This window comes from Nonomuraea sp. NPDC049695 (genome assembly GCF_040674955.1).
Classification (GTDB): Bacteria; Actinomycetota; Actinomycetes; order Streptosporangiales; family Streptosporangiaceae; genus Nonomuraea; species Nonomuraea helvata.
The window spans coordinates 18,022-36,645 of sequence record NZ_JBFANV010000028.1 but is presented as its reverse complement, the minus strand read 5'-3'; the positions used below and the strand labels follow the sequence as shown (position 1 = coordinate 36,645).

General features: G+C 70.4%; 18 protein-coding genes. 4 read left to right on the top strand and 14 right to left on the bottom strand.

Features of this window, described 5'->3' with window-relative positions:
• Window positions 1–410: 410 nt before the first annotated feature.
• Window positions 411–1,013: a type IV toxin-antitoxin system AbiEi family antitoxin domain-containing protein gene (locus tag AB0J64_RS24195; RefSeq protein ID WP_364030671.1), complete on the top strand. Its 603-nt coding sequence runs from the start codon at window positions 411–413 to the stop codon at window positions 1,011–1,013.
• On the top strand, window positions 1,010–1,942 hold the full coding sequence (locus AB0J64_RS24190; protein WP_364030668.1) for a nucleotidyl transferase AbiEii/AbiGii toxin family protein: 933 nt from the start codon (window positions 1,010–1,012) through the stop codon (window positions 1,940–1,942). Before AB0J64_RS24195 ends, AB0J64_RS24190 begins: the two co-directional genes overlap by 4 nt.
• Before the next feature lie 118 nt (window positions 1,943–2,060).
• Here AB0J64_RS24190 and groL read toward each other — a convergent pair whose 3' ends face one another.
• Both groL and groES read right to left on the bottom strand, forming a co-directional pair.
• Window positions 2,061–3,680, bottom strand: a complete 1,620-nt coding sequence (gene groL / locus AB0J64_RS24185) for a chaperonin GroEL (protein WP_364030665.1) — start codon at window positions 3,678–3,680, stop codon at window positions 2,061–2,063.
• 72 nt (window positions 3,681–3,752) lie between these two features.
• Window positions 3,753–4,067, bottom strand: a complete 315-nt coding sequence (groES, locus tag AB0J64_RS24180) for a co-chaperone GroES (protein ID WP_197093639.1) — start codon at window positions 4,065–4,067, stop codon at window positions 3,753–3,755.
• Between the two features lie 226 nt (window positions 4,068–4,293).
• Here groES and AB0J64_RS24175 point away from each other — a divergent pair, with 226 nt between their 5' ends.
• On the top strand, window positions 4,294–5,502 hold the full coding sequence (locus tag AB0J64_RS24175) for a class I SAM-dependent methyltransferase (protein ID WP_364030662.1): 1,209 nt from the start codon (window positions 4,294–4,296) through the stop codon (window positions 5,500–5,502).
• Between the two features lie 185 nt (window positions 5,503–5,687).
• Entirely contained in the window at window positions 5,688–7,490 is a 1,803-nt protein-coding gene (locus AB0J64_RS24170) for a hypothetical protein (protein ID WP_364030659.1), read from the top strand.
• Window positions 7,491–7,851: 361 nt separating this feature from the next.
• Here the strand turns inward: AB0J64_RS24170 and tsaD are convergent, their stop codons facing one another.
• From tsaD to AB0J64_RS24110, 12 genes are all read right to left on the bottom strand, one after another.
• Complete coding sequence (tsaD, locus tag AB0J64_RS24165) at window positions 7,852–8,883, bottom strand: tRNA (adenosine(37)-N6)-threonylcarbamoyltransferase complex transferase subunit TsaD (RefSeq protein ID WP_364030656.1); 1,032 nt, start codon at window positions 8,881–8,883, stop codon at window positions 7,852–7,854.
• Window positions 8,876–9,307, bottom strand: a complete 432-nt coding sequence (gene rimI, locus AB0J64_RS24160) for a ribosomal protein S18-alanine N-acetyltransferase (protein ID WP_364030894.1) — start codon at window positions 9,305–9,307, stop codon at window positions 8,876–8,878. The genes tsaD and rimI overlap by 8 nt, the downstream gene beginning before the upstream one ends.
• A gap of 11 nt (window positions 9,308–9,318) precedes the next feature.
• Window positions 9,319–9,963, bottom strand: a complete 645-nt coding sequence (gene tsaB / locus AB0J64_RS24155; protein WP_364030653.1) for a tRNA (adenosine(37)-N6)-threonylcarbamoyltransferase complex dimerization subunit type 1 TsaB — start codon at window positions 9,961–9,963, stop codon at window positions 9,319–9,321.
• A gap of 27 nt (window positions 9,964–9,990) precedes the next feature.
• The gene (locus AB0J64_RS24150; protein ID WP_364030650.1) at window positions 9,991–10,920 is read right to left on the bottom strand and encodes an aminoglycoside phosphotransferase family protein; all 930 of its coding nucleotides are present in this window, start codon (window positions 10,918–10,920) and stop codon (window positions 9,991–9,993) included.
• Window positions 10,921–10,952: 32 nt separating this feature from the next.
• Complete coding sequence (locus tag AB0J64_RS24145; RefSeq protein ID WP_364030647.1) at window positions 10,953–11,489, bottom strand: class F sortase; 537 nt, start codon at window positions 11,487–11,489, stop codon at window positions 10,953–10,955.
• A 3-nt stretch (window positions 11,490–11,492) separates the two neighbouring features.
• Complete coding sequence (locus AB0J64_RS24140) at window positions 11,493–12,209, bottom strand: hypothetical protein (protein WP_364030644.1); 717 nt, start codon at window positions 12,207–12,209, stop codon at window positions 11,493–11,495.
• 130 nt (window positions 12,210–12,339) lie between these two features.
• A complete protein-coding gene (gene tsaE / locus AB0J64_RS24135) occupies window positions 12,340–12,798 on the bottom strand; it encodes a tRNA (adenosine(37)-N6)-threonylcarbamoyltransferase complex ATPase subunit type 1 TsaE (RefSeq protein WP_364030641.1) in 459 nt (152 codons plus the stop codon).
• Window positions 12,795–13,850 carry an alpha/beta hydrolase gene (locus AB0J64_RS24130; RefSeq protein ID WP_364030638.1) on the bottom strand — a complete coding sequence of 352 codons (1,056 nt, stop codon included), beginning with the start codon at window positions 13,848–13,850 and terminating at the stop codon, window positions 12,795–12,797. The genes tsaE and AB0J64_RS24130 overlap by 4 nt, the downstream gene beginning before the upstream one ends.
• Window positions 13,851–13,895: 45 nt before the next feature.
• Window positions 13,896–15,029: an alanine racemase gene (gene alr, locus AB0J64_RS24125; protein WP_364030891.1), complete on the bottom strand. Its 1,134-nt coding sequence runs from the start codon at window positions 15,027–15,029 to the stop codon at window positions 13,896–13,898.
• Between the two features lie 255 nt (window positions 15,030–15,284).
• The gene (locus AB0J64_RS24120) at window positions 15,285–16,736 is read right to left on the bottom strand and encodes an NAD(P)H-hydrate dehydratase (protein WP_364030635.1); all 1,452 of its coding nucleotides are present in this window, start codon (window positions 16,734–16,736) and stop codon (window positions 15,285–15,287) included.
• Between the two features lie 9 nt (window positions 16,737–16,745).
• Window positions 16,746–17,096: a holo-ACP synthase gene (locus tag AB0J64_RS24115; protein ID WP_364030632.1), complete on the bottom strand. Its 351-nt coding sequence runs from the start codon at window positions 17,094–17,096 to the stop codon at window positions 16,746–16,748.
• Window positions 17,097–17,109: 13 nt separating this feature from the next.
• Window positions 17,110–18,513: an alkaline phosphatase PhoX gene (locus tag AB0J64_RS24110; RefSeq protein WP_364030629.1), complete on the bottom strand. Its 1,404-nt coding sequence runs from the start codon at window positions 18,511–18,513 to the stop codon at window positions 17,110–17,112.
• Window positions 18,514–18,624 lie beyond the last annotated feature (111 nt).

The following is an 18,624-nucleotide window of genomic DNA, read 5'->3' as shown; positions in this document are numbered from 1 at the left end:
TCTCCCCAAACCCCAGAACCAATCCCCAGCCGTCCGGACACCCCAGGAGCGCCCCGGGCGGAAACGCACGGCCCTCCGCACGGGATGCGGGTGGGCTCCAGACAGCGCCTCCCAAGGGGGCACGCCCCTTTCGATCCCCCAAAGGCAAGGTCCTCGCCTGAGGCGCGCTTCGCGCGACGGGAGCTCAGGCAGCGCCCTGTGGGGGCAGGCCCCCACAGGGCGGGACCTGCCGGTCCCCGCACCCCTCGGACGCAACCCCGATACCGCAGCTACCGCCACGAGTGCACCCGCTTGGCTCTACGGTCAGCCCTGACCTTCAGGCAGCACAGGGCTCAACTACACAAAATTTTTAGTTTGAAGTCCAGCAACGCATCGAACTAAAAAACAATCTCAGGATCTACACTCACAACATGGGCTCAGGTGCAGACACGCCTCGTGTGCGGCTGTGGCGGAGGGCGGCTCGTCAGCGTGGTTATTTCACGGCGGCCCAGGCCCTCGACGAGGGCTACTCCTACCAGTCGCAGTACTACCAGCTCCAGCGCGGTCACTGGACACGCGTCGATCGCGGCGTCTACCGCTTCCGCGAATTCAACGATCTGCCTGCCGGAGAGCACGACTATCTGGTTCGCTGGACACTCTGGAGCCGGGGTCGCGCGGTCGTGTCACACACCACCGCACTCAGTGTCCACGACCTGGGAATCGCCAACCCCGCCCAGATCCATCTGACGGTCCCACCTGGATTCCGCGGGCGACATCCCTCAGTGGTCCTCCACCGAGCGGAGCTGACAAGCGACGAGGTGGAAGAGCACGAGGGATTTCAGGTGACGAAACCCGCACGAGCCATTGCGGAGTCGGCCGAAGACGCCGGCGATCAGGATGTGATCGACTCCGCTGTCGCCGAGCTGCTCGATCGCGGTGCCGCGACCAAGGGCCAGCTGTTGAGGGCCGCACAGCGTGTCGGCTCACGAGCCGAACTCGCGGTGGAGCGGGCTGTTCGCGCGGAGCCCACATGAGACGCTACGCCCACCCGGTGGATCTCCGACGCGCCCTGGAAGCCCGACTCAAGAGCCAGGCCGACGAAACCGGAACCGATCTCGGCCGCCTGCGAAGGATCGCGGCGTTCGATCGGATATCGGCACGATTGTCCGTCGTGGATCATCGCTGGGTGCTCAAGGGCGGCACGTCTCTTGAATTTCGCCTGGTCGGCCGGGCGCGAGCCACAAAGGATCTCGATCTAGCGCTCTGGGAGGGCTTTCCTAACTGTGAGGCCCTGCGAGAGGAACTGATCGAAACGCTGGCGATCGATGTAGACCTAGACGGGTTCGTGTTCTCCGTCGGAAAGCCCGTCGCCTTGGACGTAGATACAGCTGGTCGCCCTGGTTGGCGTTTCTCCGTGGACTGTGCGCTGGGCGGCAAGACGTTTGCCCAGATCCGGCTGGACGTCGTACTGCGTGGCGAAGAGCTGGCGGCGACCGAGCGGATCATGTTGCCGGGTGTGCTCGCCTTCGCCGACATCCCGCCACGCATGATCGATTCAGTCGACCGGCGTCAGCACTTCGCCGAGAAGCTGCACGCCCTCGCCCGGGACTACGACTCCCGGCCCAACACGCGGGTGAAAGATCTCGTCGATCTGGTCTTGTTGATCGAGGACGGTCTCCCGGCCGATCAGGGGCTGATCGAGGTGGTGAACCATGTCTTCACCGTACGAGCCACCCACCCCGTTCCGCTGCTGATTCCTGATCCGCCTCCCGCCTGGGAGTCTCCCACCATCCGCCGCCTACACGCAGACGGTCTTCCGAGAGCTCACGAGCCCGAATGCAACGGCCTTCCCTACACCGTCCACCTTTGCTGGCCCCTCCATCAGGCCGTGCAACTTACTGGCAAAGAGCCAGAATATTCTGGCTCTTTGCCAGATCAGCTGGTCGTAGCGATCGGGGGTTGATCCCCTTGCCGGGAGCCGAGTGCCGCCGGCCCCGTGTCCGACCTCGTACAGACCCGTAAAAGCCGCACGGCCCGCACCCCGTGAAGGGTGCGGGCCGTGACGAGCGGAAGGGGACGGGTCAGTGGCCGTGGCCGTGACCGTGGCCCTGGCCGGCGGCCGGGGCCTCCTCCTCGGGCTTGTCCACCACGAGCGCCTCGGTCGTGAGCAGCATGCCCGCGATCGACGCCGCGTTCTGCACGGCGGAGCGCGTGACCTTCACCGGGTCGATGACACCCTGCGCGATCAGGTCGCCGTACTCGCCGGTCGCGGCGTTGAGGCCGTGGCCGGCCTCCAGCTCGGCGACCTTGTGGGTGACCACGTAGCCCTCGAGACCGGCGTTCTCGGCGATCCAGCGGGCCGGCTCGACCAGGGCGCGGCGGACGACGCCGACACCCGTGGCCTCGTCGCCCGACAGGCCGAGGTCGTCGAGCTCCTTGGAGACGTGGATCAGCGCGGAGCCACCGCCGGAGACGATGCCCTCCTCGATCGCGGCGCGGGTCGCGGAGATCGCGTCCTCGAGGCGGTGCTTCTTCTCCTTCAGCTCCACCTCGGTGGCGGCGCCGACGCGCAGCACGCACACACCGCCGGCGAGCTTGGCCAGGCGCTCCTGCAGCTTCTCGCGGTCCCAGTCGGAGTCGGACTGCTCGATGGCGAGCCTGATCTCCTTGACGCGGTCCTCGATGGCCTGCGCGTCACCGGCGCCGTCGACGATGGTGGTGTTGTCCTTCGTCACGACGACGCGGCGGGCCTGGCCGAGCACCTCGAGACCGACGTGCTCCAGCTTGAGGCCGACCTCCTCGCTGACGACCTGGCCGCCGGTGAGGATGGCCATGTCCTGCAGCATCGCCTTGCGGCGGTCGCCGAAGCCGGGGGCCTTGACCGCCACGGAGGTGAACGTGCCGCGGATCTTGTTGGTGACCAGGACGGCCAGGGCCTCGCCCTCGACGTCCTCGGCGACCACGAGCAGCGGCTTCTTCGTCTGGGCGATCTTCTCCAGCAGCGGCAGGAAGTCCGCGATGGAGGAGATCTTGCCCTGGGTGAGCAGGATGTAGGCGTCCTCGAGGACGGACTCCATCCGCTCGGGGTCGGTCACCATGTACTGCGACACGTAGCCCTTGTCGAACTGCATGCCCTCGGTGAACTCGAGCTCCATGCCCATGGCGTTGGACTCTTCGACGGTGAGGACACCGTCCTTGCCCACCTTGTCGAACGCCTCGGCGATCAGGTCGCCGATCTGCGCGTCCTGAGCGGAGATCGTCGCAACGTTGGCGATCTCCTTCTTGTCCTCGACCGCGCGGGCGCTGGCGAGCAGCTTGTCGCTGATCTCCTTGGCGGCCTTGTCGATGCCGCGCTTGAGCGACAGGGGCGAGGCGCCGGCCGCCACGTTGCGCAGGCCCTCGCGGACCATGGCCTGGGCCAGGACGGTCGCGGTGGTGGTGCCGTCACCCGCGATGTCGTTGGTCTTGGTGGCAACTTCCTTGGCGAGCTGGGCGCCGAGGTTCTCGTAGCGCTCCTCCAGCTCGATCTCACGAGCGATGGTGACGCCGTCGTTCGTGATCGTCGGTGCACCGAACTTCTTGTCGATGACGACGTTGCGGCCGCGCGGGCCGAGGGTTACCTTCACGGCGTCCGCGAGGGCGTTGACACCGCGCTCAAGCGCGCGGCGGGCAGCCTCGTCGAACTCCAGGATCTTCGCCATTGCTGAAAGTCCTCTCCTAGCGTCGGAAAGCCCCGGCCGCCCTGAAGAGCGCCCGGGGCCCGACACACCGGCTTACTTCTCGATGATCGCGAGAACGTCGCGGGCGGAGAGCACGAGGTACTCCTCGCCGCCGTACTTGACCTCGGTGCCGCCGTACTTGCTGTAGAGGACGATGTCGCCCTCAGAGACGTCGAGCGGAATCCGCTTGTCGCCGTCCTCATCCCAGTTGCCCGGGCCCACCGCGAGGACCTTGCCCTCTTGCGGCTTCTCCTTGGCGGTGTCCGGGATGACCAGGCCGGAAGCGGTGGTCTGCTCAGCCTCAAGCGGCTGGACCACGATGCGGTCGCCGAGCGGCTTAACGGGAACCTTAGTGGCGGTCGTCACGATCGGACCTCCCCTTCAGATTTGAATGATCTAGAAGAGGCGACCAGCTGGGCCTGCCGTCGCGGGTGTCAGACCTGCCTCGTCGCACGTTGGCACTCTCAAGGGGAGAGTGCCAACAGGAAACATATGCAAGAGGGGCTTGACAGTCAACACGAACGCGTCTGCTGAGAGCGATCAGCACCCCAACTGCTCTTTCCCACAGTACGCCCGCGGGCCAACCTGCTCGGGCATGGCACTAACGTCGGGTGATGTGGACCTCGACGCCTTCACCGAGCTGCTGACCCCGCGCGGACAGCGGGCCCTCGCGGAGGCCGGGGAGCTGACGGGAGCCGATCCGGTCGCCGCCGCCACAAAGCTTCGCAAGACGTACGACGCCGCCCTCACCTCCGCCGCGCTGACCCAGGCCGGGCTGAGGGAGCGCGCCAGGGCCAAGTTCGGCGAGGACGCCGCGCGGATGTACTTCACGCCGCACGGCCTGGAGCAGTCCACCCGGGCGGAGGTCGCCGAGCACCGCGCCCGCCGCCTGACCGGGTCCCTGACCGGGTCACTGCCGGGTACGCCCAGCGTCGTAGACGCCTGTTGCGGCATCGGCGGCGACTTCCTCGCGCTGGCCCGCGCCGGCTGCGCCGTGACCGCCGTGGACACCGACCCGCTGACCGCCGCCGTGGCCAGGGCCAACGCCGAGGCGCTCGGGCTGGGCGACAGGGTGACGGTGTCCGTGGCGGACGCGGCCGAGGTCAGGCCGGAGGAGTACGACGTGCTCTTCGCCGACCCGGCCAGGCGGACTAGCAGGGGCAGGACATTCGACCCCATGGCCTACTCCCCGCCCTGGCCGGTGGTGCTCGACCTGGTCTCCAGGGCCTCCCTCGCGTGCGTCAAGGTCGCCCCGGGCATCCCGTACGAGTTCATCCCGGACGGCGCCGAGGCCGAGTGGGTGTCGTACAAGGGCGAGGTCAAGGAGGCCGCGCTCTGGACCGGCCTCCAGGAGGCGATGCGGCGCGCCACCCTGCTGCCCGGCGGGCACACGCTGACGGCCACAGGAGTCGAGGCCCAGGTCGGCCCGGCCGGCAGGTACGTCTACGAGCCGGACGGCGCGGCCATCCGGGCGCACCTCGTGGGCGAGGTGTCCGAAATCTTGGGCGGACGCCTGCTCGACCCGTTGATCGCCTACATCACCGGGGACGAACCGATCGACACCCCATGGGCGGCCAGATATGAAATCTCGGACATCATCCCGTTCTCACTGAAAAAGCTGCGAGCGCTGCTCCGCGAGCGGCAAATCGGGAATGTCACCATAAAGAAGCGTGGCTCCGCCGTCGACATCGAACGCCTCAGATCGGACCTACGGCTGAATGGCGAAAAGTCCGCGGTAATCATCCTTACCAGGATCATTGATAAGCCATCAGTCATCATCTGCAATGCCACCCCACCTGCATAAACCGTACATTTTTCCGTTACCCACGATCTTTCAATTCGCCGCTTCCTGACCTTGATCGAAGGACTAAGGTGGGCGGGCGGGAGTTCTCCCCCTGATGCGGTTACCCGTGTTCTCGCTTCCATCTGCAAATCGGACCTATCCCCACCGCTGCGCGGCAGACCGTCGGCGAGCCAAAGGAGCTTTCGGTGGACCATTCCAACCACACCACCCTTCTCCAGGCAGGAGGCCAATCCGGCATCTCGGAGAGGATGCGGGATCTGCTCGCGCGTGCCGCGCAGGATCACGTGTACGAGCAGCGCACACAGGGGGCAGTGCTGGACGAGATCCGCCAGCGACTCGAAGGCATGGAGTGGCTGCTGCGGGAGGTGCGCGAGCGCGAGCTCGGCGGCCTCAGCGGCACGCTGCATGCGGTCAGCGGGCGGCTCGACGACCTCGCCGCCAAGCCGCCGATGTGGGCGGAGGGGCTGGCCCAGCACGTGGAGGCGGTGCGCGACCACGTGGACGCCGTCGGGGAGAAGGTGGGCCACGTGGACGCCCACGTCGCCCCCGTGGCCGAGCTGCCGAACCTCCGGGCCGATCTGGGCACGGTGGGCGACAGCGTGGAGGAAGCCCTCAACCGCCTGCAATCGGTGCTCGACACCACCGATGGCATTACGAGGGGGATGTCCGACTTCGCCACCAAGCTGGCCACCCTCAATTCCAACATGGAGGCCGCCGCCAGCCGCTTCACCAGGCTCGACAAGTCGATGGCCGAGCTGACCACCCGTACTGACCGGGTCGAGGTCGTGGTCGGCGATCTGTCCGAGCAGCTGACGGTCCGGCTGAACGAGCAGGACGAGCATCTCACCACGCGCCTGGACGAAACCGATCGGCGCCTGAGCACGAGACTCGACGAGACGGACCAGCACCTGACAGCCCGACTCGACCAGACCAACCAGCAGCTCACTGCCCGGCTCGACCAGACCGACCAGCAGCTCACCGCCCGGATGGACGAGACCGACCAGCGCTTCGCCACCAGCCTGGTCGAGGCGGACGAGCGGCTCGCCGGCCGCCTCAAGGAGTCCGACGACCACCTCTCCAGCATCCTGTCCGACGTCGAGCTGCGCCTCGCCACCAGGCTCGACGAGGCCGACCAGCATCTCGCGGTCCAGCTGGGCGAGAGCGAGCAGCGCCTGAGCGCCAGGCTCAGCGGCGTGGACTCCCGGCTCGACCGGGTGGAGGGCAAGCTCATGGGCCTCGACTCCAGGCTCACCGGGTTCGACAGCCGGTTGGAGTCCGCCGACGAGTGCCTGGCCGACATCGACACGAGGCTCGACGGGATCGACGGCAGGATGGTCGGGGTCGACAAACGGCTCACGTCCGTGGACAGCCAGCTCGGCGGGGTCGACAAGCGGCTGGGCACGGTGGACGGCCATCTGGGCCGCCACGACGACAGGTTCGACGCCCTCGACGTACGCATCGACGCCCGCTTCACCGCGCTCGACGACCGTCTGGTGACGGCCGACCAGCGGCTCAACGAGACGGCCACCCGCAACGAGGGCCGCTTCAACAAGCTCGACACCCAGATCGACGCCATCGACGAGCGCCTGATCGAGGCCGAGGAGCACCTGAGCAGCCGATTCGACGGCATCGACACCCGCATGAACGGCCTGGCCGCCCGTGCCGAGCAGACCGGCGCGCATCTGGAGACCTTCGACGACCGCATCGAGGCCGTCAGCGAGCGCGTGGGACAGCTTCCGGCCACCCTGGCCAGTCAGGGCGAGCTGCTCCAGACGCACGCGGGAGACCAGGCGGAGCGCCTCGCCGCCGCCACGGACGCCCTCACGGAGCTCGTCACCTCCCGCCCCGACCGCGACCAGCTCGCCGAGACGGTCACCGGCATCGTCCAGCCGGCGACCGACGACCTCACCAAGCGCCTGGGCGCCCTGGAGGAGACCATGCTGGCCCTGGCCGAGGCCCTCCTACGCCCAAGCCGGTCCAAGGACTGAGGCAGGCACACTGAGACGAGGCGGGGCGCGCGGCGCTCCGCCTCGTGGGGCGCCCCCGCTACGCGCCCGCCGCTGCCGCCCTCGGCAACGGTGTCGGCGCTCCGCCGGCGTGCCCGCAGAACGACGCTGACGCGCCAGCGGAGCACCCGGAGAACAACGCCGACGCTCCACCGGCGCGTTCGGATAATGGCGCCGGCGCTCTGCCTACTGCGGGGGCTGCACGAGGCGGTCTCCGCCGCCGTGGCCGCGCTCGAGCGAGGGCACCGGCCGTCCCGCACCCAGCTCCGGCTGGACAGCGGCAGCGCCCAGCGCGAGCTCGCCCGGACCCCCGCCTACCCGAGTCCGAGTGCGCGGAAGGGACTCAGACGTGGACCGTCGTGATCGGCAGCGACGAGTCGGCGGGGATCTCCAGGGTCGAAGGCGAGATCCCGGCCGCGACCAGGTTGGAGCCCAGGGCGGCGACCATGGCGCCGTTGTCGGTGCACAGCCCCGGACGGGGCACCCGCAGACGTGCGCCGGCCGCGTCGCACCGCTCCTGGGCCAGCGCGCGCAGCCGCGAGTTGGCCGCCACGCCGCCCCCGATCAGCAGGTCGTGCACGTCGTACTTCCGGCACGCCTGCAGCGCCTTGCGGGTCAGCACGTCGACCACGGCCTCCTGGAACGAGGCGGCCACGTCGGGCACGTGGACGGACTGCCCTGACGCCTCCCGGGCCTCGACCCAGCGGGCCACGGCCGTCTTCAGGCCGGAGAAGGAGAAGTCGAGCGTGCCGTCGTCGATCTTGCCGCGCGGGAACGTGATGGCTGTGCCCGAGCCGTCGCGGGCGGACCTGTCGATGTGCGGGCCGCCGGGGAACGGCAGCCCCAGCACTCGGGCCACCTTGTCGAACGCCTCACCGGCCGCGTCGTCGACCGTCGAGCCGAGCGAGATCACGTCCTGGGCCACGTCGGGCACGAGCAGCAGCGACGAGTGGCCGCCCGACACCAGCAGGGCGATGCACGGCTTGGGCAGCGGCCCGTGCTCGAGCTGGTCGACAGCGACGTGGGCGGCCAGGTGGTTGACGCCGTAGAGCGGGACGCCGAGGCCGAGCGCGTACGACTTGGCCGCGGCCACCCCCACCAGCAGTGCGCCCGCCAGCCCTGGGCCGGCGGTGACGGCGATGGCGTCGATGTCGGAGAACCTCAGGCCCGCCGCGGCCAGCGCGGCCTCGACGGTCGGCGTCATGGCCTCCAGGTGGGCGCGCGAGGCCACCTCGGGCACCACGCCGCCGAAGCGGGCGTGCTCCTCCATGCTGGAGGCGATGGTGTTGGCCAGCAGGGTGTGGCCTCTGACGATGCCGATGCCGGTCTCGTCGCAGGAGGTCTCGATGCCCAGGACCAGGGGTGCGTCAGTCACCAAGCTTCCTTCTCATCATGATCGCGTCGGTGCCGTCGTCGTAGTAGCGGCGGCGGGTGCCGATCTCCTCGAACCCGTAATGCCGGTAGACCGCCTGCGCCTGCGGGTTGTCGGCGCGTACCTCCAGGAAGACCTCGCGGGCCCCCCTGCGGCCCGCCTCGGCCAGCAGCTCGGTCAGCATCGCGCCGCCGATGCCCGTGCCGCGGTGCTGCTCCAGCACCGCGATGGTCTGCACGTCGGCCTGGTCGGCCGCGGCGGCGAGCCCGGCGTACGCGACGATCTCGCCGTCCACGAGCACCACCACGTAGTGGCGCGAGCGCGGCACGTCGGCCAGCTCGCCGCGCATCATGCCCTCGCTCCACGCGTCGAGCGGGAACGTGGCCCGTTCGATCGCCATGACCGCCGGCAGGTCCGCCTCGGTCATCTGCCTGATTCTCACGCCGTCACCCTCTTGGGCGCCCCGGGCACCACGGCGTCGGGCCTGCGCAGATAGATCGGGCGCGGCGGGCCGAGCGGCGTGCCCTCAGCGAGGCGCTCGGCCGCCAGCGCGGCCAGGGCTCCCGCGTAGGGGTATGGCGGGGCGTCGTTCTTCCCGAGGACCTCGGCGTAGAGCGCGGCGCCCGCGCCCACCACCGGCAGCCCCTCCACCGGCACGTCGGCGGGCCGGTCGACGAAGGGCCCGTCGAGTCTGGTGCGCATGTCCGCGTATCGTGCCCAGAACACCTCCTTGCGCCGAGCGTCGGTGGCCACCAGGAACGGCTCGGACAGCCCGCTGCCGTACGCGACCGCGTCGAGCGTGCAGATGCCGTAAGCGGGAACGCCCAGCGTGGTGGCGAGCCCCTGCGCGGTCATCAGTCCGACGCGCAGCCCGGTGTAGGGGCCGGGGCCGCTGCCGGCCACGATGGCGGTCACGTCACGCAGCGCCGCGCCCGCCTCGCGCACGACGCGCTCGACGGTGGGCACGAGCAGCTCGCCGTGTCGCCGGGCGTCGATCGTCGTGTGCTCGGAGAGCACTCGATCGCCGTCGTGGAGCGCGGCGGTGACGGCGGGTGTCGCGGTATCAAAGGCCAGGACCAGCACGGCTGTCTAGCCTACCCGCCGAACGGGTCAGACCCAGCCCGTACGGAGTTTCAGCCAGTCGAGCGCGACCACTCCCTGAGCACGCTGGAACGCCCTGACCGTCGGAAGCCCTGGCGGATCGGGCAGGCGGCCGTGCCGAACGAGGTAGCCGGCGAACGCGGCGATCACGGCGGTCACCGCCGGATCGGGGTCGGTGAACAGCTCGTGCGGCATGGGCCCACCCTGCATGCCGACCGACGGCAGCATGGCCACCAGGTCGACCCACGGTGCCCCGAGGCAGGCCCACGGCCAGTCCACGAAGTAGACGCGGTCCGCAGCGAGCAGGATGTTGTCCGCCCGCAGGTCGGCGTGGACCAGCGTGTCACCTGCCGCCGCGGCGACCCAGCCGGACTCCAGCTCGGCGAGCTCGTCGAGGTGGCGCACCACCCATGGATCGAGCCCGTCGGTGTCCTCCTCCATGAGGCGGTGCCATCCGCTGAACGACGAGCCGAAAAGCTTGCCGATAGGCGGCACGTCGATCGGCGAGGGGGTGAGCACGGCCGACATCTCGTCGATGGCCTCCAGCACCCGGTCGAGCTGGTCACGACGCCACGGCAGCGCGGGATGCGTACCCTCGACGTCCTCGAAGACCAGCACGACCCAGCCCTCCAGCTCAAAACCGGTCAGCAGCCTCGGCGCGGGCGCGGACTCCGGCAGGGCGGCGGCGATCTCGAGCTCTGCGCGGTAGAGGCGGACGGAGTCGGGGTTCGGCTCCGGGCCGACGGCCTTGACGAAGGCGCGCCTGCCGTCCTCCGTGCGGAGCCGTACCGCGGCCGCCGGGGAGAAGCCTCCCGACTGGGTGACCGCCTCGGCCACGCGCCCTCCGAGGAACTCCTCCACGGCCGCGCGCACCAGCGGGTGCACCTCGTGCCAGGGCACCCGTACGCCGGCCGCGGGCGGGTTCGTGTCTGCGCTCATGCCTCCATGGTCTCGGCAGGCACAAGTGTTTTTCAGGCGCGGGAGGCGTACACGATGATGTTGTCCAGATACTCGCCCTTGGCATAGTCGAACTTGCCGCCGCAGGTGACCAGCTTGAGCCCGTCCTCGACGTACACGCGCCTGGTGGGGAAGCTGTCCTTGTGCACCTGCTCGATCGCTTCGACCTTGAAGCTCACGACCTTGCCGTCACTGCGCTCGACCTTGACGGTCTCGCCCTTGCGTAGCTGCCTGAGCCGGTAGAACACGGCGGGAGCCGTCTTGGTGTCGACGTGCCCGATGATCACCGAGGCGCCCTTCTCGCCGGGCACGGCGCTGCCGGAGTACCACCCGGCCACCTTCGGCTTCTCGTACGGCGGCAGCTCGACCTCGCCGTCCTTGGACAGGCCGAGCTTCATCAGCGGCGCCTCGAGGTCGATCGCGGGGATGTCGATGCTCTCGGGTACGACAGCGGCGGCAGGGGTGGTGTTCGTCTGCATGCTCTTGCCGAACGCGACCAGCACCAGGCCCGTGACGGCACCCGCGAGCACCACCCGTCCAGGGCGGGCCATCGGCTACGCCCGGCTGCGACGCTTGACCGCCACGCCGATGCCCACGGCCAGCGCCAGGCCGATGAGCACGCCCGCCGGCCCGATCGGGACCGAGGAGTCGTCGCTGAGGTCCATGCCGTACGTGCCGCCGCCGCCCGCCTTGGGCGCCTTGCTCGGCACGGTGGACGACTCGGGCTCGGCCGCGCCGACCCTGAGCGTGGCCCGGCCCATGTCGTTGGTGCCGTCGCACTTGACGTCGACCCGGTAGGAGCCGCGCCGGACCGTTCCCGAGACCTGCGCCTCGCCACGGACCCAGGGCGAGCCGCCGGAGGACGCGCCCGTGGCGGTGGGGGTGGCCGACGCCGCGGGGACCGGGTTGAGCACGACGCCGTTGATGAACGCCTTGGACGTCGCGGTGCCGGTGTGCGCGGGGCCGCCGGTCGGGACGGGGCAGTTGGCCAGGATCCAGACCTTGGACGTCTCGCCGGCGGTGACGCGGTCGGGGTTGAGCTGGACCGAGATGGTCTGCCTGGTGACGGTGGCGGTCGGGCTGGGGCTGCTCGTCACGGTGCCGGTCGGCGTGCCTGTCCCGCTGGCCGTGGGGGTGGGCGTGCTTGTCGGATTGGTCTCGGCGGAGGCCGCGCAGCCGGTCAGACCGACCATGACGATGGCTCCCGCGTACGCGAATCGCCTGATCCCGAGCACCGGCCGCACCCCACTTTGCCGTCCTGCTACCAGCATCCACCAGAACTATGGATGTCGCCCTCCTGATACCCAGAAATTCTGGGCCAATCCCTGACCAACGATCATGTTTTATGTCGCCAGCCTGGTACGTCAAGGGTGCCAGGATCGCCGAGAGTTGACGGGAATTTTACTCTTCCGGCGGCTCAGACGGCGTGTCGGCCCACCTGGAGCCCACACCGCGCAGGGTCACGATGCGGACCTCCTCGCCTGCCTCGCGGTCGATGTGGATCTCCAGCCGGTCCTCGGCCAGGCCCTCGACCAGCCCCTCGCCCCACTCGACGACGGTGACGGACTCGTCGAGGGAGGCGTCCAGGTCGAGGTCGTCCACCTCGAGGTCGCCGCCCAGCCGGTACGCGTCCGCGTGCACGAGCGGCGGCCCCTGGCACAGCGAAGGATGCACCCTGGCGATCACGAACGTGGGCGACGTGATCGGGCCGCGTACCTTGAGCCCTTCGGCGATGCCCTGCACGAGCGTGGTCTTGCCCGCACCGAGCGGGCCCGACAGGATGACCAGGTCTCCCGCGCGCAGCCGCGCGGCCAGCCGGGCGCCGTACGCACGCATGTCCTCTGTGGTCGGGAGCCTCACTGCAGTTCCACCCTCTTCACCAGGTCGCGCAGCGCGTCGTTGACCACGCCCGGCCGCTCCAGCTGGATCAGATGCGACGTGTCGGGCACCTCGGTGAGCTGCGCCTTCGGCAGCGCGGCCGCGATGGCCCTGCTGTGGTCGGGCGGGGTCAGCCAGTCGCGGTCGCCCACCAGGATCGCGGTGGGCACCGGGTCGAGGACGTGGAGCGCGGAGAGCTTGTCGTGGTTCATCAGCGCGGGATAGAAGTCGGCGACCACCTCGGTCGGGGTCGCCCTGATCATGGACTCGGCGAAGTCGACCACGGTCGGGCTGACGTTCTTGGAGTCGCCGAAGCCCATGTAGCGGGTGATCAGGAACGCGATGTCGCTGCCCACGCTGCGGGTGCGGTCGACCAGCGCGCCGCGCTTGCCCAGCATCGAGACCGTGGTGGGCGCGATCTTGTGTACCGCCTTGGACAGCATCGCGGGCAGGCCCAGCGTGAGCTCGGCCAGCTTGCCCGCCGAGGTCGAGATGAGCGCCACGCCGCGGATCTTCTCCTCGAACAGCTCGGGGTGGCGGTCCGCCAGCGCCATGATCGTCATGCCGCCCATCGAGTGGCCGACCAGCACGCACGGGCCCGGCACGAACCGCTCGATCACCTCGGCCAGATCCGCGCCGAGCCGATCGATCGTGCTGTCGTCGGCGCCCGCGCGCTGCGAGCGCCCGTGGGAGCGCTGGTCCCACAGCACGACGCGGTAGTTTTCCCGCAGGTCCTTGCGCTGGTAGTGCCAGGACTCCAGGCTGAGGCAGTAGCCGTGGCAGAGCACGACGGTCACCGCCGCATCCTCGGGCCCGTCGATCTCCACGTGGAGCGCCTTGCCGTCGGAGGTGATGAGCGTGCGCTCCCTGCCCCGCAGCTCACCGAACGGCTCGCTCGCCTCGGTGTCGGGGCGCAGCCTGATCCGGCCGACCGCGTAACGCTTGGCCAGCGCCGCCGCCGCGACCCCGGCCGAAGCCGCACCGACGAGCGCGCCGGCGATTCCCACCCTGCGCCGTGTTGTCGTCGTCGTCATGTCCCCGATCCTTCTCCGCTCATGCCCGCCGGGAAGTGCCTGTCGTCACTCCGAACGCCTGTGCTCGTAGACCCGCGGCACGCGCGAGCCGATCCTCGTCACGATCTCATGCGTGATCGTGCCGAGAGTATCCGCCCACTCCTGAGCGGTCGGCTCGCCCCCGTCGCCTGGCCCGAACAGCACGACCTCGTCGCCTGCCGACAGCGGGTCGTCACCCATGTCGATCATGAACTGGTCCATGCAGACCCGGCCGGCGATCAACCTGCGCCGGCCGCCCGCCAGCACCTCGGCCCGCCCCGTCGCGTGCCGGAGAATGCCGTCCGCGTATCCGAGCGGCACGAGGCCGAGCGTGGTCTCGCGCTCGGTGACGTAGAGGTGAGCGTATGAGACCCCCGAACCCTCCGGCACCCGCTTGACCAGCCCGATCCGCGCGACGAGCGTCATCGCCTGCCGGAGGCCGAAGTCGCCCAGCTCGGGGATGGGGCTCAGGCCGTACATCGCGATGCCCGGCCTGACCAGGTCGTAGTGCGCCTCGGGGAGGGTCACGGTGGCGGCGGAGTTGGCGAGGTGCCTGATCACGTGGGAACCCGCGGCGCCCGCCTGCTCGGCCAGCTTCAGCGCCGTCCTGTACGCCTCCAGCTGCTGCCCGATCGACGGGTGGCCGGGGATGTCGGCGCAGGCGAAGTGGGACCAGAGCCCGACGATCTCGATGACGCCCTCGGCCCGCAGCCGCATCGCCCGGTCCAGCAGCCCCGGCCAGCCGGCCAGCGGGGCGCCGCCCCTGCTCATGCCGGTGTCGGCCTCCAGGTGCAGCCGGGCGACGCGTCCCGTGCGCCGGGCCGCCGCGGCGATCTCATCGAGCAGGCTCTCGTCGGAGGCCGACAGCTCGATGTCGTGGCCGAGCGCCTCGTCCAGCGGCTCGCCCGGCGTGATGAGCCACGCCAGGATCGGCGCGGTCACGCCGCCCTCTCTCAGCGCGAGCGCCTCCCTGACGAACGCGGTGCCCAGCCGGCTCGCCCCTCCCTCGAGCACGGCCTCGGACGCCGGCACCAGGCCGTGCCCGTACGCGTCGGCCTTGACGGCGCCCATCAACTCCGCGCCGCCGGCCCGTGCTCTGAGCAGGGCCACGTTGTGCCTGATCGCGTCCAGGTCGACCCGCGCCTCGGCGGGGGTGGCCATCGGGGAGTACATCCTTCTAGTGTGGCAGCTCACACACGTGGTCGAGCGCGATTCGCGCCCCTGACGCACCCCTTGACGGACGACTTCCTTTCTCCGGCCCCTCCGGCGTGCCGCGTGGGCGAGACGCCGCACGACGGGACCCGACGCGACGCGGACCGAGCCCATCCCCTCGACGCGCCGCGTCGGTGGAACGCCGCATGACGGAACCCGGCGCAATGGTGCGCGACGCCCGGCCGTCCAGTGGGCGGGCCGTGTTCACGCGCCGGCAGCGCTCACCGCGCGAATAGCCGCGGGAACGGCGGAGGCCACGTCGGCGGCGGTCAGCGGGGCGCCGTCGGCGGCGAGGCGGCCCGCGAGCCCGTGCAGGAACGCCCCGCACGACCCCGCGTCGTAACAGCTCAACCCCTGGGCGAGCAGCGCCCCCGCCACCCCCGACAGCACGTCCCCGGTCCCCCCGGTGGCCAGCCAGGACGTCCCTGTGGGGTTCACCCGCACCGGCCGGGAGTCCTCGGCCACCACCGTCGTGGACCCCTTGAGCAGCACGGTCACCCCGAGCTCGCCGGCGGCCCGCCGAACGTGCTCCAGCCGGGCCGACTCGATGGCGTCGCGGTCGGCGCGGAGCAGCCGGGCCAGCTCCCCGGCGTGCGGCGTGATCAGGACAGGTGCGGACCGCCGCAGCAGGGCCCGGTCCCGGGACACCAGAGTCAGCCCGTCGGCGTCGATCAGCACGGGCACGTCGGAGGCGAGCACGGCGGCGGCCAGCTCGTGCGCCCACTCCCCGGTGCCCAGCCCGGGGCCGAGCACCCAGGCCTGCACCCGCCCCACGTCGTCGATCGAAGGCCGGTCCAGCTCGGTGATCACCGCCTCGGGCCAGTGCGAACGCACCTGCGTGACCGGCTCGCTCGGCCCGACGTACCGCACCATGCCCGCCCCGGCCCGCAGCGCGCCCCCCACGGCCAGCACGGCGGCGCCGGTGAACAGGTCGCTGCCCGCCGCGACGCCCAGCACGCCCCTGCGGTACTTGTCCGACTCGTTGCCCGGCCGCGGCAGCAGAACGTTCACGTCGGCGGGGGCCAGCGCCGCGACGTCGGGATCGGGCAGGTACGCCCCGAGCCCGATGTCCACCAGCTCGACCCGCCCCGCGTAGTCAGCGCCCGGATCGACGAGCAGGCCCGACTTGTACGCCCCCATGGTCACGGTCACCCGGGCCCGCACCGCCGCGCCCTCCACCCGCCCGCTGCTCGCGTCCAAGCCGCTGGGCACGTCCACCGCCACGATCGGGCCGCGGGCCGCGTTCGCCTCCTCCACCAGCTCCTTGTACGGCTCCCGCAGCGCCCCCGAGACCCCGATCCCGACGAGCCCGTCGACGATCAGGTCCGCCCCTTCCAGCGAGCCCCGCTCGACGACCCGTCCACCGGCCTGGCGGAACGCGGCCAGCCCGGCCTCGTGCGTCTTGGACCCGGCGAGGATCGCCCCCACCCAGGCACCGCGCCTGGCCAGGCGCTCGCCCGCGTAGAGCGCGTCACCGCCGTTGTCGCCGCTGCCGACGAGGAGCACGACGCGTTTGCCGTACACCCTGCCCAAGAGGTCGGCGCAGACGGCGGCGAGCCCGGCGGCGGCCCGCTGCATGAGCGTGCCCTCGGGCAGCCGCGCCATCAGCTCGTGCTCGGCGCCCCGGATCTGGTCGGCGGTGTAGGCGGTCTTCATGATCCGAAGCTATCCCTCCGCGATCACATAGGCCACGGCCACGCCCGCGTCGTGGCTGAGCGAGATGTGCCACCGTTTCACCCTGAGGTCGTAGGCGACCTCCGCGGCACGGCCGGTGATCCGCAGCTCCGGCCTGCCGTTCTCGCCGCGGCGCACCTCGGCCTCCCGGTGGTCCAGCCCCGCCGGCGCGCCGAGCGCCTTGGCCACGGCCTCCTTGGCGGCGAACCTGGCGGCCAGCGACTGCACCGGCAGGTCCCGCTCGCCCTCGGTGAACAGCCGCTCCCTGAGCTTCGGCGTGCGCTCCAGCGTCGCCTCGAAGCGGGCGATGTCCACGACGTCCACACCGATGCCCAGGATCATCACCCCAGCGTACTCAGAACAGGCCGCGCTCCCACGGACCCCAGATGGCGAACGACCTGCCCTGCTTGGCCTGCACGTTGACGTACAGCGTGTGGCCGTCGGGCCCGAACGTCGAGCCCGCGAACTCCGCCCCGGGATCGCCGGAGATCGGCTCCAGGCGGCAGAAGTCGAAGATCTCCGCCGACTTCGTGAGCCCGCGCAGGTAGTTGTCGCCGTCGCCGTCCTCGCACAGCACGAGCGTGCCCCGCTTGCTGGCGGTCACGTTGTCCGGCAGGTCGAGCGTGGCCGAGCGCGGCGACTCGTAGACGAGTTTCAGCCGCCCGCTCCACGTCTCGTACGCCCAGACCTGCCCCCGCCCCTTCCCGAATCCGGACGGCGGCGTGTCGCCCGGCGCGGTGTCACCGCCCTGGGTGGAGACGAAGTAGACGACGCCCTGGTGGAAGACGGCCCCCTCCAGCCTGGAGAAGATGGCCGCACCCTGCTCGCGCCCCTGCCGGCCCACGGCCTGTACGGCCTCGTCGTAGGCCGGCCTGCCGGTGAAGGCCGGGTCGGGTTCGTCGATGTCCACCCAGACGGTCTCGTACGTCGTCCCCGCCCGCTGGCCCACGGACAGGTCCTTGCGCTTGGCGCCCTTGACGGCCAGCATCTGCAGCCTGCCGCCGTCGAGCAGCCGCCCGGCCTGCACGGGGTGCTTCGGCGGCAGGTAACGGTAGAACCCGGAGGCGAAGGAGAAGTTGTCCTCGGTCATGTAGAGCGCGCCCGTCGAGGGGTCGAACGCCACGGACTCGTGCGCGAACCGGCCGGCTGCCTTGATCGGCTTGGCGGTCGCGGCGCGGCCGACCGGCACCTCGAAGATGTAGCCGTGCTTCCGCGTGAGCTTGGCGTTGTCGCCGCCGGAGAAGTCGTCGGCCACGTCGGGGCCGTTGACCGTCTCCTCGCAGCTCACCCAGGCCCGCCACGCCATGGGGCCGCCCGAGCAGTTCATCATGGTGCCGTTCAGCGAGGGAGCGCTCTGGATCACCTCGCCGAAACGGCTGACGCGCAGCGTCGAGGTGCCGCCCCCGGCCATCGGGTCGTACGCCTTGGCCTTGTCGCCGAACGCGCCGACGGGGCCGTTGACCTCGTGGTTGCGGATGAGGATGGCGCTGCCGTCAGGCCCGGAGAACGCCGCCATGCCGTCGTGCCTGCCCGGCACGGCCGAGCCGTCGCTGAACCTCTCGCCGGCGGCGCTGAACGAGCGGTACTTGAACCCGTCGGGCAGGTGCAGCCGCACCTTCCCGTCACGTAGGTCTGCCACGGGCCTCAGCCGTCCGTACCCCGGCACCGGCTTGACGCCGCCCTTCGCTCCCGCGCAGGCCACCCCGGCGAAAGGCCCGGCGACGGCGATCACATTGGCGATGAAGCGACGACGGTCCATGAGACCTCCCAGCCTCGAACAGTAGCCGCCGGCGCATCCTCATATACGTCATTCGCCGAAGCCACTCTTCCTTCCCCGAACAGAGTCTCGGTAATCCCACGTCTTTATCCA

Coding starts and splice junctions, on each gene's coding strand:
- AB0J64_RS24130 (WP_364030638.1), bottom strand. CDS start 13,850: ATGACGACGACGACAACACGGCGCAGGGTGGGAATCGCCGGCGCGCTC.
- AB0J64_RS24115 (WP_364030632.1), bottom strand. CDS start 17,096: ATGATCCTGGGCATCGGTGTGGACGTCGTGGACATCGCCCGCTTCGAG.
- AB0J64_RS24195 (WP_364030671.1), top strand. CDS start 411: ATGGGCTCAGGTGCAGACACGCCTCGTGTGCGGCTGTGGCGGAGGGCG.
- AB0J64_RS24175 (WP_364030662.1), top strand. CDS start 4,294: ATGGCACTAACGTCGGGTGATGTGGACCTCGACGCCTTCACCGAGCTG.
- groL (WP_364030665.1), bottom strand. CDS start 3,680: ATGGCGAAGATCCTGGAGTTCGACGAGGCTGCCCGCCGCGCGCTTGAG.
- AB0J64_RS24110 (WP_364030629.1), bottom strand. CDS start 18,513: ATGGACCGTCGTCGCTTCATCGCCAATGTGATCGCCGTCGCCGGGCCT.
- AB0J64_RS24150 (WP_364030650.1), bottom strand. CDS start 10,920: ATGAGCGCAGACACGAACCCGCCCGCGGCCGGCGTACGGGTGCCCTGG.
- AB0J64_RS24190 (WP_364030668.1), top strand. CDS start 1,010: ATGAGACGCTACGCCCACCCGGTGGATCTCCGACGCGCCCTGGAAGCC.
- alr (WP_364030891.1), bottom strand. CDS start 15,029: ATGGCCACCCCCGCCGAGGCGCGGGTCGACCTGGACGCGATCAGGCAC.
- AB0J64_RS24145 (WP_364030647.1), bottom strand. CDS start 11,489: ATGGCCCGCCCTGGACGGGTGGTGCTCGCGGGTGCCGTCACGGGCCTG.
- AB0J64_RS24120 (WP_364030635.1), bottom strand. CDS start 16,736: ATGAAGACCGCCTACACCGCCGACCAGATCCGGGGCGCCGAGCACGAG.
- AB0J64_RS24140 (WP_364030644.1), bottom strand. CDS start 12,209: ATGCTGGTAGCAGGACGGCAAAGTGGGGTGCGGCCGGTGCTCGGGATC.
- rimI (WP_364030894.1), bottom strand. CDS start 9,307: ATGACCGAGGCGGACCTGCCGGCGGTCATGGCGATCGAACGGGCCACG.